Here is a 15,421-nt window from a genome sequence, read left to right as displayed (position 1 = left end):
CGTTTGTGGTGAATTTAAGCAATTTACCCGCTAGTTCAAGTGTTTTATTACGAGGAGTTTTTTGAGGTCTTCAAGTAGCAGGCTGTCCCTGACCTCGATTCGGATGCCACGGCCTTCGGCGTAGGGTTTGGCGGCTAAAAGTTCGGCCTTGACGGATTCGTGTACGTCGGAACCCATTATGGCATCGGTGGCTTTTTGGCCAAACACCATGGCTATTTTAAAAAAACCTTTTCTAGGAAGTAAATACACGATGACGCGTTTCGGATCTTTGACGCGAAAGCTCCATCCGAATTTGGCACCCGAATAGGCCCATTCCGCGGAGCGATTTACACCCGCTGCCATCGCACAAGATACCATTTCCTGCCAGAGCGTAAACGTGTTTCCTATGGCTTTTTCCAGATCGACATTGGTTGGGGTCAGGTCTTTATCGGCGAATACGCTGGTCATTCAATTGGTAAAATTATTTTGGTGTTTTTCAAGCGCATTCCAAATCCCGTAGAAAGCGTCACCGCCTCGTTTTCCGGAGAATGAAGTGTTTAGGATGAGCAACCGTCCGATTTTCCGCGTCGGATCGAAGAACAGCATCGTCGTCACGCCTGGGTCGCCGCCGGTATGGCCAACGTAGCCCGAGTAACCGAACCCGATGAAAATGCCCGTGTTGAAACTGTCGTTGTATGGATTTTTTTCGTCACGCGTCACAAAATTCTCAGCGGTCAGTTGTGGCTTGAAATATTCGCGGAAGCTTTCTTTGTTCAGGATGGTTCCGCGGCCGTCGTAAGCTTTGATCAGTTCGCTGAGGAATAAACCCAGGTCGTGCGCCGAAGTAATGAAATTCCCGTCCGGATAAGTGGACATCGTGTAGAACGGCAATGCAGTTTTCGGGTCGGCGTACAATCTGGAATAGCGGGTAAAATCGACGTCTTTGAAATGCCAGCCTGAAGCCTTCATCCCGAGTGGTTCCAGGATGTATTGTTTGGTGAACGCGTCGAACGGTTGCCCCGTCGCTCTTTCGATGATGAATGCGGCCAGCGTGGCGCCCGTGTTCGAGTATTCATAAGTTGCGCCCGGTTTGGTCTTCACAAATGTGTCTTTGTTTCGCCATTTTCCCGTTTTCGACAAGGCGTTGTATAGATATTTTTCCAAGGTCAACAATGAATCGGCAGGATTGAATACTTGCAAGTCGTCGAATTCTTTACGTATTTTACTGAAGTCTTGCCCAGATTTGATGCAATAGTTCTTGGTCATGTAAAATTCATTGTCAAGAATGCCCGAAGTATGCGTCGCCAGATGCCTGATGGTTATAATGTCGTTGGGGAAGTCCGGGTTCACGACCTCAAATGGCAGGTAGCGGTTGATCGGGTCGTCGAGCTTTAATTTGCCCAGTTCCTGAGCTTTCAAGAGCGCAATCCCAATCAATGTCTTCGAGACCGACGCAATGTTCTGTATGGTTTGCTCGGTATAAGGTTTCTGCGCCGCGACGTCGGCCATGCCCAAACCTTTCTCGTATAAAATGCCTTTGTCGTTCACCATCGCCACCGAAAAACCGTTGAAGATGCCTTGTTTCGATATGCTGTCGAGTTGGCGGGTCAGCGCATCGGCAGCCTGTTGGTTGACGTCTTGCCGGTGTTGACAGGACAGCATAAGTATTGCGGCGAAAAGTGAAAAGACTCGGGTCATATTTTTTGACGTTAAGGTCGGAGGATTTTTTCCATCGGGCGGCCTTTGGCCAATTCGTCGATGAGTTTGTCGAGGTAGCGTACTTTTTGGACGACTGGATCAGTGATGTCTTCCACGCGGTAGCCGCAAATGATTCCGGTTATTTTTGATGCGTTTTCATGAAGTTGGGCTTGGTCGAAAAACACCCGAAAGTTACTTTTTTTCTCGATTTGCGCCTGCAACTGGCTTTGGTCGAAACCTGTGAGCCAGCAAATGATTTGGTCCACTTCTTCCTGCGTGCGGCCTTTTCTTTCGGCTTTCTGGACGTACAGCGGATAGACGCTGGAAAATAATAGGTTGTGGATGCGTTCTTCGTTCATGGAAAAAACTTTGATTGGTAGTCGTTTCCGCTAAAATATAAACTTTTGCCCAGATATCGCGGCAGATGAACGACACCATTTTTCGGACAAAAAACTTGCGGTCAGGGTTATGTCGAATTTCTTAACAGTTTGTCGAGTAAATGGCTGGGCTTGTACATCATGGCTTAATTTCGTCTTAACATTAAAACAAAATCCATGACCCCGAACATTACAACATTGGTGCTGAATCTTTTGATTTCAGAACGCAAAAGCCAACGCATGCTTTTCTCAGAAAGAATCTTGAACTGCGAATCGCTGGCCGACATCTTTAAATCGTCGCCGGAGATGAAGTCGAACCTTATTTTCGCGCTTGCGGCCTGCACTGAGAATCCGGATGGCAAAGCGCGTGAGGAATTGTACAGGCTTGCAGCATTTTGCGAAGAGCGCATTGCGGCCACCCAATTGTCATCCGCTGCATAACCGGGTTTCCGTAAAAACAACAAATGCCGACGATTTTCGCCGGCATTTTCATTTGGTTGCAATCGCATATTATCTTGTGGCTTCCAACGCTTGGCTGATATCCGCAATGATGTCGTCGTGGTGTTCGACCCCGATGGAAAGCCGCACCATTTTTTCGGTGATCGACAATTCGTTGCGAAGGCTTTCGTCCACGTCAACGTGCGTCATCGTGGCCGGATGTTCTGCAAGGCTTTCGGTACTACCCAGACTTACCGCCAATTTGATCAATTGCAAGGCATTGAGGAATTTGAAGGCTTCTTTTTCGCCGCCTTTCACATCAAAGGAAATCATGCCGCCGTTGGTAAGACATTGCTTTTGTTTGATGGCATATAACGCCGTATCTTTCTCGGTGATGTTGCCGATGTAATACACTTTTTCCACCAGCGGATGATGATTCAAAAAATCGGCGACATGTTGTGCGTTGCGGGCTTGGATGTCCATCCGTGCTTTCAGGGTTTCGAGGCTTCGGAGCAGCAACCATCCGGTGTGCGGGCTTGCCATGTTGCCCAGAAACGTCCGCAGTCCACGGACGCGCGTAATAAGCGCTTTTGAACCGAGGCATGCACCGGCAATGACATCGCTGTGCCCACCGATGTATTTCGTGGCCGAATACAGTACCAGATCAGCGCCGTGCTTGAGCGGATGCTGCCAGATCGGGCCCATGTACGTATTGTCTACCGCGAGCATGACTTCTTTCGTGCCTGTCGAGAAATGACGGGCGATGTCTTTGCTGCCTTCGATGTCGATCAAATCGTTGGTCGGGTTGGCCGGCGTTTCAATGTACACCATCGCGAGTTTGTCGGCCATGCCAGTCGCGTTGACGATTTCGATGATTTCTTCATGGGTTTGCCCTACGCGGAATTCGGCGTAATGAATCCCGAATTTCGGCAGGACTTTCTTGATGAAGTGGTCGCTTCCGCCATACACCGGCGCGCTTGTCAAAAGCAAATCGCCCGGCGAAAGGAACTCCAATAATACCGTTGTAATAGCCGCCATACCACTTTCGAATACCGCGCAATCTTCGGCTTCGTCCCAAAGTGTCAAGCGGTTTTCCAGGATTTCCAGATCAGGATTGTTGATGCGGCTGTAAATCAGGCCTTGTTCTTCGTCTTCCCGTTGCGCGCGATGGCCATAAGCGACTTCGAAGAATGCTTTTCCGTCTTCGGCGCTTTTGAATACAAATGTTGAGGTCTGGAAAATGGGGCATTTTACGGCACCCTCAGAGAGTTCTGGCTTGTAGCCGTAGCTCATCATGAGGCTTTCGGGTTTCATTTTTCTGTTCATGCGGGGTTTTGGTGTTGCGATCTGATGTATTGTTCACGATTCACGAAATCGTTTTCGTGCGCGAAAATAGTACTTTTTATTCGCGTACGTGCTTTTTCTTTGTGAATCTGCTACTTTCGGGCGATGGTTTTCAACCAGGCAACTGCTTTGATGACTTTCTCGTCTTTCTCCGGATGTTCAAAGTCGTCCCCAACGAAGATTGTCGTATCGGGGTTTACCGATGACCGATAGACATTCCGATTCCGATCAGTACTGAAAGATGTAGCTAAATTAAGTGCGATTGTGCCATTCATGTAGGCGAAATAGTCATTGCCGGTGGTGTAACCCTCGGCAGTCGGTTCGCCGATGAGTATGGTGTTTTTGCGACCTCTAAACGTCAGGGCCAGAATGCTTCCAGAACTTCTCGTGTTCGGGCCAATCAGGATCGCCACAGGAATTTTTGAGGCCAGCGAACGGCAATCGTGTTGGACATTGGTCGCCTGGAAATTGCCGATCCAGAGGTTTCCGGATTGTATGGTAAACTCGTAGGCTGTTTGATTGTTTGCGTCGATACCGCCGCCAATATAACCCTCGCCCAGCAGCATGGCCAAACCGCCTGCCATAGCACTGAATTGTCCGCCGCCATTGAGCCGTAAATCGATAACGACGCCTTTTAGTTTCGACAGATTGCCTTTGCAAAGCGAATCGGACAGCGCCTTAGCGGCAATATTCACGTCGTTGCCCCAAGCCTGAATGCTTGGCACTTGTAGGTAAAGGAATTTTTGGTCGATGATCTTACGCCGGAACACACCGGTGTTCTTATTTGACAAATTGACCAACGGCATCAGCTGCTGGAGTTGCTTTTCGTCAAATTCGGGATAGTTCGAAAATGTCCTGCCCAAATATTGAATGTTGCTGTGGTAGTCCTGAAGTTGCCGGAATACTTCGACTACGGCGTTTAACGTGTCGTCCGCAGTTTTTGCCCCGGTCAACTGACGGTGAAAAACTTCATCTGTTGTTTTCCAGTCGATACTATTCCGGTGTACACTTTCCCGTTTAATGGTCACGTATATGCTGTCGATAGGAATTTGACCATGGCAGAAACAAGCAAAAAACAGCAGGACAAACACTTTTCTTTTCATGACAATTACATTTGGAACAGGAAGCCGTTATCGAATTAAATTTACTCAATTAAGGTTCTTGTTTGGAAGAAGACAAGCATGAATTCTATTGGCACGCCCATTTTCCATAAAAAAAGCCGACAGGCGAACCTATCGGCGATTTGGTCGGGTCATCCACGGCGACTATTTCTTTTCGTTCACCAGACTGTTGTCGTTTGACGGTTGTTCGCGGAAAAATAGCCCTTTTGCGGCGAAATAAGGGAAGGGATAATCATCGTTTGGAAATCCTGTTGCCGCTGATGGCGCGTTGCCTCGAACACTTGAATCGGAGCATGTCCGGATCGGCTTTGCAGCGGTGTTTCACGCCAATGCCCGACGACACACGTTTTCGCCAGCGTTTAAAACTGGCCTGCTTGAGTTCTTTGCGCATCAGTTTCTCTACGTCGCCCTGCGACAGGCCAAACTGGATTTTAATGGCGTCGAACGGCGTGCGGTCTTCCCAGGCCATTTCAATGATGCGGTCAACTTGTTCGGGTGAAAAGGCTGTGGTCATTGTATTTTTGCTTACCATTTTTGCAGGATGTTTTCCTGCCACTTTTTTAGCGCGAATTTCTGGAATATTTTAGCTTTGCTGAAGGCTTCATCGAATGTGTAATTGCCGCCGTACGTTTCTTTTTCAGAAACCTGCACTTTGTTCTCACCGCGCATGGCGTATTTTTTTCCGCCTTCGTACATGATGATTTTCATTTCCGATGGGCTGACGTCGCCGCGACAGGCTTTCTTGTAAACGAGCCAGATTTCATTGATGCCGTCGTTGTCCAGGTCAGTGATGGCATCATCCATGAATTCCGCCTCAACGTCTACCGGGCAATCTTTCTCGAAATCGTAGAGTTTCCAAATTGGTTTCGAAGTTTCGCCGAGCAGGAAATGATAGGCGAAGATTTCGGCATTCCGGTGGCCTTCATGAGATCCATAAATACCCGTTTCGGAAATGACCACGAGATTTTCGCCGAGTTTGTCTTGCCAACGCCAAGCCCGTTTGAATTTTCCGCCCCATTTTATATCAGCAGGAAGTTGGCTTTCGGCGACATCGGCAATAATCAATTCCTTTTGCGCAAACCCGACGGCGGCGGTCAGCAGAAGCCATGTGATGTATATTGTAGTCTTCATTTATTGTTTGATGATTTTTCCCGTCCAGGTGTTGTTGTCTTGACTAATGACGACATAGTACAACCCCGCGGCGAAATGTGACATGTCAACTGACGTTGCGTTGGGTGCACTGAACATTTCCTGACCTACGATTGAATAAACTGTTACTAAGATGTCAGCGGCGGCGTCATCTGTTGAGATGTTCAGAAGACCGCTGGTCGGATTTGGATATGCGCGGGCCATCTTACGGGCGTGTTCCGCGACACCTGCAGTCTGCGTCCGGTAACGCAAATAGAGTCGAAAAACCCCGGACTGGTCTTTCTGGTGGTAATAGATTTTCTGTTGGTCGGTACTCGGGCTTGCCGCTTCGGGCAGGAAACCGGGATTGGCATGGATGACAGACGGCAGGCTAAACGGTTCGGTTGCGCTTGTCCTGACCGACACACAGATTTCGGTGTTGACCGAATTTTTCAAAAGCCTCGTGTAGTACAATTCCAGCCCGTCAGGCGTAATTTGCGGCGCGTAAACCAAATAGTTTTCCGGGTCGTTCACATTGGCGAAAATCGCGTCGGAATCGGGAAGTTTATTGAACGTGTTGTCGTTTACCAGCGCCGCGACACCCAATTTTGCCTCACAGGGAATGCCTACGCAGGTCGTATTGGAAAAGTCGAATTTCGCATTGGTGTAATACAGTAGATCGCCTTGGTAGTTGATGGCGGCATCCATAATCAGCCAGCCGAACGGGAAGTTGAAGTCATCGATATTGAAATCGCCGAAAACCGGGCTGATGCCGGACACATTGCCGTCGGAAAACGTGCCGCGCCGAAGGTTGGCGATTTGGTCGGGATAATCCCTTAGCGATGTCCAGAAGAAATTGTTCGATGCGTCTACGGAAGCCACTGCGTCAAGATGATTTGGCGCGGGATCAAATGTGCCGCTTACCAATCCTGCATACGTGAATGTGGTGTCGTTCACTTTGGCGGCGTAATACAAGTTGGTGTTGCCGCCGGAATTCAGGGAATTAAAAAACAGGATATTGTCGTCGGGAGAAATGAACGGTTCCATGGCGTCAAAGGTCAAACCAGTTACGGTGACTTTCTTCTCGGGGCCAAACGTCGGGTAAAGTTGTGAAAAAGCATCTGTGCAAAACAGCGGCAACAATATGGTAAAGAAAAGTATGGGCTTCACGGTTTCTGGCTTCGTTCTGGCCGTTCAGCGGTTGTGGATTTGGCGCTGCCCGGCGGCTTTGCATCGGTGAAGATAAGGATTATTCGCAAAATGGAAACGCCGTGAAAGGGTAATAATGTTGTCTCAATCGCCTGGAATACTATGACAAGCCGTCGAGGATCATTTTTTCAAGCACGTCCGGATTTATGGCTTCCAAGGACTTGAACTTTACGCAATATCCGGTGACACTCGCTTTCCCGATTTGTGCGCCGTACACGCGTTTGAGATACGTCTTGTCTTCAAGACCGAGAATGTAAACGGAAATCCCTGTGGTGTTTGCGCTCAACCCGATTTGGTAAAATTCACGTGTTTTCCCGTCGGCGTATATCGTTTCCCGCTGTCCGTAGCCGATGTTTGGATTGGAGATGACTTTTCCGGTGCTGTCTTTACCGTCCAGAAACCAAAGTTTTGCACCGGGCGACAGGCGCTGGATCATGGCGTGCAATTGTTCCATGTCGGCGCGTTTAATTGGCGGCTGGCTGTAGATGTACTGCTGTATTTCTTTTTCAACTATGGTCATGCAGCCGGGAATTGTTAGCGGTAGTTTGCCCTACCAACCAATTCAAATGTTTCTTTATTAGTTTTATACTTAATCAAACCATCTGTTCTATCCCAAAAGAAAGCCTCCATTTCATCATTTCGACTATAATTTTTAAAAGTGAACACCGAATCGTACTTTTTTCCAGATGACAATGTCACTGAAGTAGTATTTGAGCCGTTCAGCTTTAAAATTCCTGGTTGCCGAAATACGCTTATCTCAACCCGAGTATTTCTTCGGTTTTTTTCTATCAAAATCTTCACGCCACAATCATGATTTCTGCAGATATTTGCGTTTAAAGTAGTTCTGATATATTCATTTTGAGTCGATGAATATGACCAGTTGCAGTCTTGATTTGTAAAATCGTTTTCAATACTTGAAACCTTTAGCGAATCGAGATTTCCTAGTTCACTTTTAAATATCAACAAGTCATTAAGCTTATATGGTGACATTTCCTTTTCCGCACTTTTTAAATGTAATTGACTGCAATCGCACGATGCAAAGAGCGACGGTAACAAGGAAAGTGTAAAAAATCTGGCTATAAAATTCACGGTTGTTTTGAAGAATATTGATTCAAATTCTCGCAACGGTTGCAGACAGGCGCGGTTGCTGGTTTCACCCTGCCGAGTTCTATCGGTGAATGTACAAAAAGTTCGTGAGAAAGAAGTTGCGGTTTGTCAAATTTAGGCGATTGTCGCCTGTTTGCTTTTGTATGTGGTGTAAACTATTAGCACTTTTTTTTCAAGTCCATCATTTCGTGTAGTATTCTAACGATTTCAATTTCTCCTTCTCTTAATTCAATGAAGAAGATAATATGTCGATTTGACCTGTAACCGAAAACGCCTTGTATCCCAATTTCGTATTTCTTCCCGAATTCGGGATTGTTCGCTAAATCTTGGCAAGAAGCGAGAATCAATTCATAATATTTGTCGGCCTGTTGTTCAGACCATTCATCAAAAGTGTAATTCCAGATTTCGGACAGATCTTCAAGTGCGCGATTGGATAGTTTATACTTTCCCATTCGCCTTTTTCTTTGATTTTAATTCTTCCAAGAACTTTTTTGGGTTAAAGTCTTCGACGATGCCGCTATCCAGGCCTTCTTGAACCGCATTTCTTAATGCAATGACTTTTTCTTCCTCTTCTTCAAGTAATCTTAGTCCGGCGCGAACGACTTCGCTGGCATTTGTGAATCGACCTTTTGAAATACTATTTTCGATAAAAGATTCGAAATGATCTCCCAATGATATTGAAGTATTCTTTCCCATTGCTCAAGAGTTTGTTCAAAGTTACCAAAATTTGGTAATAATCATAATTCTTTGATAGAAAAAACTCGAAAAAAGCACACATAACGTTTTGCGGGCTTGCGAAGTCTGCGAAGTCAGCAAACTGCGTTGTATCGGTGAAGATAAAAATTATTCGTGAGAATAGGCTAAAGGCAAGACTAATAAAGGCAATTTCTAATGCAAACTGTTAGCGGTTGCCGGCTATGGCATTATGATTTTGCCTAAACAGTGCAGCCACAGATACATTCCCGAAAATCCGCCAACTATTCCTGAAGCGATGAAAGTAGGCCGTTGTGATTTTGGGACAAATCTAAAAACGACAACCCAAACAACAATCGCTGCGCACGCGGCCGAAATGATAAGGAGCGTTTCACCAGGCAATCCTAAGAAGCTACTTAATCTTGACTCATCATTTTTTTGTGGAAATTCCCCTTTTTTGAGAAATCTAATCATTCCAAAAGCGAAGTTTGAAAGTTGTCGAAGCCAAAATAACGCCATGAATATTATTGCCCAATTACCCAACGTTAATCTCTGTTTGACAGAGAAGGATTTATGATATCTTAGAATCCAAAATAGGCCGATCGATCCAGTTAACATTGTTTGCATTGGTCCACCCAACGTTATCCAAAATTTATGTAACGGCGGGACTTTATCGTAATCTTGTATATGAGTTGAACCAAAACTAATCGACGCATTGTATCCAAAGCTTTCGGCCACTAAATAATGACCAAATTCGTGGCTCAATGTGCCTATAACTACAAAAATTGCAAATGCTGATGAAAGATAAATAAATAGCCTTGTGTCAAATCTCATTGTGTACGATAAGGTTGATTCGGAAACCGCTAACGTTTTGCTTGCATGGGAAATGACCGATGCCAGCGGACTGCGTTCTATCGGCAAGATAGATTTTTTCTTGAAAAGTAAACTCTAGGCTACTGAAAGTAAGGACATTTCTTATGCTTGCGGTTATAAGCAGGCCACCGCTCCACTTTTTAATTGGATATGCACAAGCGATTTGTAATCTGATTTTGCGGATATGAAAACGTTACAAATCTTGAAGATGCTATTCCATAGTTATTTTGGTCACGTAATTATTGCCATCTTCGCCGGTGACACGAACAATATAAAGCCCCGTTTGCAACGCTGAAAGATCTATCGATAACTCTTCATTATTAAATGTCACCTCTCGTTCCAGAACGGTGATTATTGAGTTTACAATATTTGAATTTTTTTGGTCATAACGGATGTTTCGGTTTCGATTTTAAGGAAATATATTCCTGTTGCAAAATCGCTAACATTAATTGTTGATTCAGGAGTTTCAATAATTTTAATTTGTTTTCCAGATTGGTCAATGAGACTAACTCTCAAAACTTGTGATGATGTTTCCAAATAAATGGTTCCGTGGTTTACAGGATTTGGATAGACCCGAAGAGAATCGACGCTTTGACTTTCTACGTTTAGGTTTGAAGGATCTAGGAAATTTAGAATGCCATCACTATCATCATCATCATTCATTAAGTTAAGATCACCGTCTGAATCTTCATTCAGATTTAAGATACCATCATTGTCTTGATCTCCATTAAATGGGACGGCTATTAATTGAATATATCCTCCAGGAAACGGAGGGTAATTGCAAGGTGGGACTGGGTCAAAAGTTGGACCTGTGCCGCTGTAATCATATTGAATCCAACATATCTCATTGACAAAAATATTGGGGTATATAAGCGGTGAAATTATATTGTTTTGATTGTAAAACACAAAATCGTATCCCGAGGAACTTACACCATGAATTTCTTCCATCAGAGGTCGTTCAATGTTATCAATATAATATGATATGTCGAAGATGGTAAATCCATCATTATCTAAGTCAATACTATACACTAGATTCATTCCTAACGGAGGCGGAATAGGTCCGCATTGAGCGATAGAAGTGCACAGTTTAAATGACATTATTACAAGTAAAACGTTTTTCATGTTTGGAGTTTTGCGGGTTATTATAATGATTGACAATTTGAAGCAAATGTATGTTTTTTAGAGCGTCGCGATAGTTGTTGAAAATATTTTGGGCCAACCTATTTTTGGACGAGGCACCGTTTTGGCTTGCTTATAACGTGTGTTATATGGCGTTTACTGCTGAAATTGTTTCCAAATTGAATCAAACAAATCGAAATACCCAACATTATCCTTATTTCTAAGGTTTGAAGACAAGCTTAGACTGTACTTACCACCGTACATGCTTATTGAATANCTAATCCCGTCTGCGACATTAAAGTCGATATTTATTTTTTCCACATCAACCTGGTTTAGCTTTTTAACCATATCATAAAAAACATTTAGGTCGACCTTTTCCTTTTCTTTTTTAAGTCGGTCCTTAGGTTCGCGCGNCTCCATGGCATAAAATCGTCGTAGATAACATATTGTATCGTTTGTCTCAAAATCCTTTTCCAAACTAAATTCTAATTCGTCAATGATATTGNGATAAGATTTCCGATATTCATTTCCAATGCTTTTTCGCAAGGTGATTTGCGTAATCTCTACGACTTTNTCAAAATGATACTGGTTTTTATTTGTTTGAGAATTTGTGATCGCACAAATCAATGTTATAAATATCACCAACGATTGTTTCATGTTNATCGAAGAATCNCGATTAAATGCCATATAACGNTTTGCTTGCATGAGAAGTTGCCGATTCAAGCGAACTGCGTTGTATCGGTGAATATAAAAATTATTCGTGAGAATAGAGTAAAGGCTGGACAGATAAGGTAATTTCTTATGCAAGCTGTTATCAGAGGTTTTGATTAACTCCAACTCATATTTATTAATACTTTGCTTTTTGTTATTATCACTTTTCCACCAAATGAGTCATTTTCACCAGGATAAATCTCGTATATTTTTTGTTGTGCTCTGATTTTTGGCGAGTTGTCTTTTAACCTTTTACTATTTTTTATCCAATTTCCAATTTGTTTTTCNTCAGAATCAAACTGGATTATAAACTGTCGTGTAAAAGCACTTCCTCTTCGTTCGATTTCAAGATTTTGGACATTTTGAGGCAGTTTTGCTAATCCGCCCCAATTCAGAGTTGCTTGAATTGCCTCATTTTGTTGCCAAGGAAAAACGAAGCTTGAAAAGTAATTTAAGTAAACGGCAGGGCAAGCCAAAATTGCAGTCAACACAAAAGCGTTTACAAATTTTTTCATTTTATCTGTTTATAGATCAAAGTTGATTAAATCTCTGGTAACGGTTTGCAGCCAGGTGAGGTTTGCGGCCAAGCGAGCTGCGAACTATCGGTGAATGTAATGTTTTTTCGTGAAAGAAATGCAACGGTAACTCAACGGCTAGCAAATCTTGCCTGACTGCGGTTAGTGGCTGTTTTGGATTTGATTTTTTGTTTCGTTCAAAAGATTTAGATAAGCCAAACCAAAAGCGGCCGAACAAATTAAGGGTGAAATAGCTTTTTTATCAATTATTTTTTTTGGTTTACCCTTATGGGCTAAAGAATTCCTTAAGCTACGCAGAGTATTTAGATTTCCGCGTATGAAATCTGGCATCTTTGGAAATCCAATACTGTTCGCAATCATTGGCAATAAGATGTTTAATTGATAGCTATATGTAGCTCCATTATTTAAAAAGTCGTCAACTCTATCACTTGCCGCAAATTTTTGGAAATAGTCCGACATCAGATCATGAAGTGTGGCTTCGACAGCAACATTGGCAGGTATCACACATGAGTTGTAATCTGAAATTGTAAATGCTTCTACGGCGCTCACAATGTTTTCCCAAGTTTCATTGTTATCCGATTTTGGAGTCCAACAAATTGACACAGCAACAGGTGTCTCCTCTGTTGGTTCGCCAAATGGCCTTCCAAACAAGTGTAATTTATGAGGAATAAAATGTCGTGGCGGAACATTTCCATGCAATTCAACAGGAAATAATCCTTTTCCATTTGGAGTGTAACCAGTTTGTAAAATCTTTGATTGTTTTGGTATTCCTACTTCTTCCAAATCTAACTCATAGATTTCGTTAGGTTTCATCGTAATCATAAAAGACGTCGTAAAACCACCGACAATTGCATAAGTATAAGAAGGCCAATTCCAATCAAAATGGCGAAGTAACAATGACCACCAATCCAATTTAGCCGAACATTTTGGACAAACCATTTCTTTTCCATTGAAATAATTTGACATTCTATCAAGCGTGATTGGGAAAGAAAACGCCTTACATTCTGGGCAAGGAGTTTCATAAATTTCAGTATTGAGAAACTTAAATTTCATAGACGGATGATCGATAAAATAGCCACTAACGGTCTCTGGCTAGGCGGCGTTGCGGTGCCGCGAACTGAGAGCTATCGGTGAAGATAGGGTTTTTTCGGGAGAAAAAACGCGAGGCTATTTAAACAGCCAGCAATGCTCGCTTAGCCAGTGTTGGCAGTAGTGTTGTGGTTTTTATTCTTCTTGATATTCATAACAAGTCAAACAAACACCTTCTTCGTCTATAACATTTCCTAAACATTCTTCATGGACGCAATCTTTTCTTTCAACAGTATTTTCATGTTGACAATTAACACAGTAAACGTTTGTCGAATCTGGACTATTAGGTTTAAGAAATGCCCATTTACTTTGTAAATTTCCATACTTATCATCGATTTCGTTTTTGCAAGAAGGACAAAAATAACTTCTTGCTGTGACATCATAACTGATATAGTTTTTAAATTTTTTAATGCCGATGGTTGATTTTAGAAAGTCCAGATATTTATAAGACATTAAATTTTCGAATTCCCAATCAAAGTATCCGAATAAAGGATTTTCATAATTGTAGTTTTTCAAATCGTCAAACCATTTATCAATACCGAAAAAGTAAGTATATGCTTGTAAGATGTCGTGAATTAAAGCCTTTGCAGAGCTTGAAATTTTACTTGCACCGTGAATCGCTTTGTTTCGTTTTTGTCGTACTTTTTCGATAAAGGTCACTAGCTCAGTAGTCGGTGTAATATCTGTGCATACGGCACAAAACGTATTTAGTAAGTTTTCTCCCGCGATAGTAAATAAAGTATCGTAATCTTTATCAATACTGTCGGGCAGAGTTGGCCAGTCTGAGCGTTTCTGTTCTAATAATAGAAAAGGTGATGTTTTTGCAACAATACCTTTCATATACGTTTCGATGCCTTGATGCAAAAGAATTGTTGAAGTTCGCAACGTTCCACTATTGTATTCCCAAACATCGTCCATTGGTACTTCACCTCGAACAATGTCATCGTCGTACTCTTCATAATTGTCATAGACTTTAAAAAGCAAATTGAAAGCTTGTATTAAACATTCTTTAGAAACTTTTTCAAAATCATCATAAGTAGGTAAGTTTATTATCATGGATTGCTGTTTATTAACATTACTGCCAACGTTTTGCTTGCATGGGAAGTTGCCGATACCAGCGAACCGCGTTGTATCGGTGAAGATAAAAATTATTCGTGAGAAGAAAGTAACGGCTTGAAAAATTAAGGCAATTTCTTATGCAAGCTGTTACCAGAAGTGGACTCATTTATTTTTTTAAGTTTGTTTTCGATTAGCATATAAATCAAAATCGCACCAGAAAAGAAAGTAAACAAAATCCAAATATGTCCTTCATAATTTTGATTCGCGAATATATAAGATAATATCAGAGTTATCCCATAAAGTATTATCATATAATTCGCCGCATATTTATTTGCAACTCTCCAATGTTCGATGCTTTTTTTTGCGCTTCCTAATTGATAACCGTAAAGATTGTTTGGTTTTTTCGGCGGAAACAATTTCCAAACGATTGAAAAGGCTAGCAAGAAAATAAGAGTAAAATGCATATCTATATATTTAGGTAAAAAGTGGAAATCTTTGTTTTATGAACTTGAAAGATAGTTGATTGCTCAATTCCATTTCTGGTAACGGCGGCAGACAGGCGAGGTTCGCGAATCCAGCGAACTGCGTTCTATCGGTGAAGATACAAAATGTTCGTAATAAGAAACTTCCGGCGCGAAAAAACTAGCGAATCTTGCCTGTTTGCTGTTAGCGCAGTCGTGAAAATCAAACATGTCTTCTCAATTATTCAGCGCAATCTGCGCCACAAAGTTTCCGCAAAGAATTTCACGTCCAGTTTTCACGCAATAGAAGCTAAACTATAAACTATCGGCGAGCAGCGAGCGCCGATACGATACGCGCTAACGGTCAGTGCTAGCAGCATGTTGCGGCCTAGCGAACTGCGTTCTATCGGTGAAGATAAAACATTTTCGTGAAGAAAATGTTGCGTCTGGACAAAATGCCAGCAATTGCTTCTAGCACA

Annotated in this window: 19 protein-coding genes; 1 reads left to right on the top strand and 18 read right to left on the bottom strand. The window is 42.8% G+C overall.

What is annotated here, in order from left to right:
- Window positions 1-30: 30 nt before the first annotated feature.
- The 3 genes from ACM9J1_RS12860 to ACM9J1_RS12850 are packed head-to-tail and all read right to left on the bottom strand — an operon-like array spanning window position 31 to window position 2,036.
- On the bottom strand, window positions 31-447 hold the full coding sequence (locus ACM9J1_RS12860) for a DUF3788 family protein (protein ID WP_415582476.1): 417 nt from the start codon (window positions 445-447) through the stop codon (window positions 31-33).
- Window positions 448-1,677, bottom strand: a complete 1,230-nt coding sequence (locus ACM9J1_RS12855; RefSeq protein WP_415582475.1) for a serine hydrolase domain-containing protein — start codon at window positions 1,675-1,677, stop codon at window positions 448-450. It abuts the gene before it with no gap.
- Between the two features lie 11 nt (window positions 1,678-1,688).
- Window positions 1,689-2,036 (bottom strand): DUF2200 domain-containing protein, encoded by a 348-nt coding sequence (locus ACM9J1_RS12850; protein WP_415582474.1) that lies wholly within the window; start codon window positions 2,034-2,036, stop codon window positions 1,689-1,691.
- Window positions 2,037-2,231: 195 nt separating this feature from the next.
- Between ACM9J1_RS12850 and ACM9J1_RS12845 the strand changes: the two genes are divergently transcribed.
- Window positions 2,232-2,495 (top strand): hypothetical protein, encoded by a 264-nt coding sequence (locus ACM9J1_RS12845; protein WP_415582473.1) that lies wholly within the window; start codon window positions 2,232-2,234, stop codon window positions 2,493-2,495.
- Window positions 2,496-2,564: 69 nt separating this feature from the next.
- Here ACM9J1_RS12845 and ACM9J1_RS12840 read toward each other — a convergent pair whose 3' ends face one another.
- The 15 genes from ACM9J1_RS12840 to ACM9J1_RS12770 form a co-directional block, all read right to left on the bottom strand.
- The gene (locus ACM9J1_RS12840) at window positions 2,565-3,818 is read right to left on the bottom strand and encodes a cystathionine gamma-synthase family protein (RefSeq protein ID WP_415582472.1); all 1,254 of its coding nucleotides are present in this window, start codon (window positions 3,816-3,818) and stop codon (window positions 2,565-2,567) included.
- Between the two features lie 110 nt (window positions 3,819-3,928).
- Window positions 3,929-4,939, bottom strand: a complete 1,011-nt coding sequence (locus ACM9J1_RS12835; RefSeq protein WP_415582471.1) for a S41 family peptidase — start codon at window positions 4,937-4,939, stop codon at window positions 3,929-3,931.
- Between the two features lie 250 nt (window positions 4,940-5,189).
- On the bottom strand, window positions 5,190-5,471 hold the full coding sequence (locus ACM9J1_RS12830) for a TIGR03643 family protein (protein WP_415582470.1): 282 nt from the start codon (window positions 5,469-5,471) through the stop codon (window positions 5,190-5,192).
- A gap of 11 nt (window positions 5,472-5,482) precedes the next feature.
- Window positions 5,483-6,088, bottom strand: coding sequence for a M949_RS01915 family surface polysaccharide biosynthesis protein (locus ACM9J1_RS12825; RefSeq protein ID WP_415582468.1), 606 nt, complete (start codon window positions 6,086-6,088; stop codon window positions 5,483-5,485).
- Complete coding sequence (locus ACM9J1_RS12820) at window positions 6,089-7,255, bottom strand: T9SS type A sorting domain-containing protein (RefSeq protein WP_415582467.1); 1,167 nt, start codon at window positions 7,253-7,255, stop codon at window positions 6,089-6,091.
- 139 nt (window positions 7,256-7,394) lie between these two features.
- Window positions 7,395-7,814 carry a DUF1801 domain-containing protein gene (locus ACM9J1_RS12815; protein WP_415582465.1) on the bottom strand — a complete coding sequence of 140 codons (420 nt, stop codon included), beginning with the start codon at window positions 7,812-7,814 and terminating at the stop codon, window positions 7,395-7,397.
- 14 nt (window positions 7,815-7,828) lie between these two features.
- Window positions 7,829-8,284 carry a hypothetical protein gene (locus tag ACM9J1_RS12810; protein ID WP_415582463.1) on the bottom strand — a complete coding sequence of 152 codons (456 nt, stop codon included), beginning with the start codon at window positions 8,282-8,284 and terminating at the stop codon, window positions 7,829-7,831.
- Window positions 8,285-8,559: 275 nt separating this feature from the next.
- The gene (locus ACM9J1_RS12805) at window positions 8,560-8,853 is read right to left on the bottom strand and encodes a type II toxin-antitoxin system RelE/ParE family toxin (RefSeq protein ID WP_415582461.1); all 294 of its coding nucleotides are present in this window, start codon (window positions 8,851-8,853) and stop codon (window positions 8,560-8,562) included.
- Entirely contained in the window at window positions 8,840-9,097 is a 258-nt protein-coding gene (locus ACM9J1_RS12800; RefSeq protein ID WP_415582460.1) for a type II toxin-antitoxin system ParD family antitoxin, read from the bottom strand. The genes ACM9J1_RS12805 and ACM9J1_RS12800 overlap by 14 nt, the downstream gene beginning before the upstream one ends.
- A gap of 219 nt (window positions 9,098-9,316) precedes the next feature.
- A complete protein-coding gene (locus ACM9J1_RS12795) occupies window positions 9,317-10,015 on the bottom strand; it encodes a zinc metalloprotease (RefSeq protein ID WP_415582458.1) in 699 nt (232 codons plus the stop codon).
- A gap of 163 nt (window positions 10,016-10,178) precedes the next feature.
- Window positions 10,179-10,310 carry a T9SS type A sorting domain-containing protein gene (locus tag ACM9J1_RS12790; RefSeq protein WP_415582622.1) on the bottom strand — a complete coding sequence of 44 codons (132 nt, stop codon included), beginning with the start codon at window positions 10,308-10,310 and terminating at the stop codon, window positions 10,179-10,181.
- Window positions 10,311-10,327: 17 nt separating this feature from the next.
- The gene (locus tag ACM9J1_RS12785) at window positions 10,328-11,089 is read right to left on the bottom strand and encodes a T9SS type A sorting domain-containing protein (protein WP_415582457.1); all 762 of its coding nucleotides are present in this window, start codon (window positions 11,087-11,089) and stop codon (window positions 10,328-10,330) included.
- 1,385 nt (window positions 11,090-12,474) lie between these two features.
- Window positions 12,475-13,386 (bottom strand): hypothetical protein, encoded by a 912-nt coding sequence (locus tag ACM9J1_RS12780; RefSeq protein ID WP_415582455.1) that lies wholly within the window; start codon window positions 13,384-13,386, stop codon window positions 12,475-12,477.
- 171 nt (window positions 13,387-13,557) lie between these two features.
- Window positions 13,558-14,478: a hypothetical protein gene (locus ACM9J1_RS12775; protein WP_415582454.1), complete on the bottom strand. Its 921-nt coding sequence runs from the start codon at window positions 14,476-14,478 to the stop codon at window positions 13,558-13,560.
- Window positions 14,479-14,603: 125 nt separating this feature from the next.
- Complete coding sequence (locus ACM9J1_RS12770; protein WP_415582453.1) at window positions 14,604-14,945, bottom strand: SdpI family protein; 342 nt, start codon at window positions 14,943-14,945, stop codon at window positions 14,604-14,606.
- Window positions 14,946-15,421: the final 476 nt, after the last annotated feature.

The organism is Flavobacterium longum, from assembly GCF_965137575.1.
Classification (GTDB): Bacteria; Bacteroidota; Bacteroidia; order Flavobacteriales; family Flavobacteriaceae; genus Flavobacterium; species Flavobacterium longum.
This window is presented reverse-complemented; position numbering and strand designations above follow the sequence as displayed.

Bases quoted from the DNA above. Each gene is read 5' to 3' on its own strand.
- ACM9J1_RS12775 (WP_415582454.1), bottom strand. From the start codon at position 14,478: ATGATAATAAACTTACCTACTTATGATGATTTTGAAAAAGTTTCTAAA.
- ACM9J1_RS12855 (WP_415582475.1), bottom strand. From the start codon at position 1,677: ATGACCCGAGTCTTTTCACTTTTCGCCGCAATACTTATGCTGTCCTGT.
- ACM9J1_RS12835 (WP_415582471.1), bottom strand. From the start codon at position 4,939: ATGAAAAGAAAAGTGTTTGTCCTGCTGTTTTTTGCTTGTTTCTGCCAT.
- ACM9J1_RS12830 (WP_415582470.1), bottom strand. From the start codon at position 5,471: ATGACCACAGCCTTTTCACCCGAACAAGTTGACCGCATCATTGAAATG.
- ACM9J1_RS12840 (WP_415582472.1), bottom strand. From the start codon at position 3,818: ATGAACAGAAAAATGAAACCCGAAAGCCTCATGATGAGCTACGGCTAC.
- ACM9J1_RS12825 (WP_415582468.1), bottom strand. From the start codon at position 6,088: ATGAAGACTACAATATACATCACATGGCTTCTGCTGACCGCCGCCGTC.
- ACM9J1_RS12815 (WP_415582465.1), bottom strand. From the start codon at position 7,814: ATGACCATAGTTGAAAAAGAAATACAGCAGTACATCTACAGCCAGCCG.
- ACM9J1_RS12800 (WP_415582460.1), bottom strand. From the start codon at position 9,097: ATGGGAAAGAATACTTCAATATCATTGGGAGATCATTTCGAATCTTTT.
- ACM9J1_RS12810 (WP_415582463.1), bottom strand. From the start codon at position 8,284: ATGTCACCATATAAGCTTAATGACTTGTTGATATTTAAAAGTGAACTA.
- ACM9J1_RS12805 (WP_415582461.1), bottom strand. From the start codon at position 8,853: ATGGGAAAGTATAAACTATCCAATCGCGCACTTGAAGATCTGTCCGAA.
- ACM9J1_RS12860 (WP_415582476.1), bottom strand. From the start codon at position 447: ATGACCAGCGTATTCGCCGATAAAGACCTGACCCCAACCAATGTCGAT.
- ACM9J1_RS12785 (WP_415582457.1), bottom strand. From the start codon at position 11,089: ATGAAAAACGTTTTACTTGTAATAATGTCATTTAAACTGTGCACTTCT.
- ACM9J1_RS12845 (WP_415582473.1), top strand. From the start codon at position 2,232: ATGACCCCGAACATTACAACATTGGTGCTGAATCTTTTGATTTCAGAA.
- ACM9J1_RS12780 (WP_415582455.1), bottom strand. From the start codon at position 13,386: ATGAAATTTAAGTTTCTCAATACTGAAATTTATGAAACTCCTTGCCCA.
- ACM9J1_RS12770 (WP_415582453.1), bottom strand. From the start codon at position 14,945: ATGCATTTTACTCTTATTTTCTTGCTAGCCTTTTCAATCGTTTGGAAA.
- ACM9J1_RS12850 (WP_415582474.1), bottom strand. From the start codon at position 2,036: ATGAACGAAGAACGCATCCACAACCTATTATTTTCCAGCGTCTATCCG.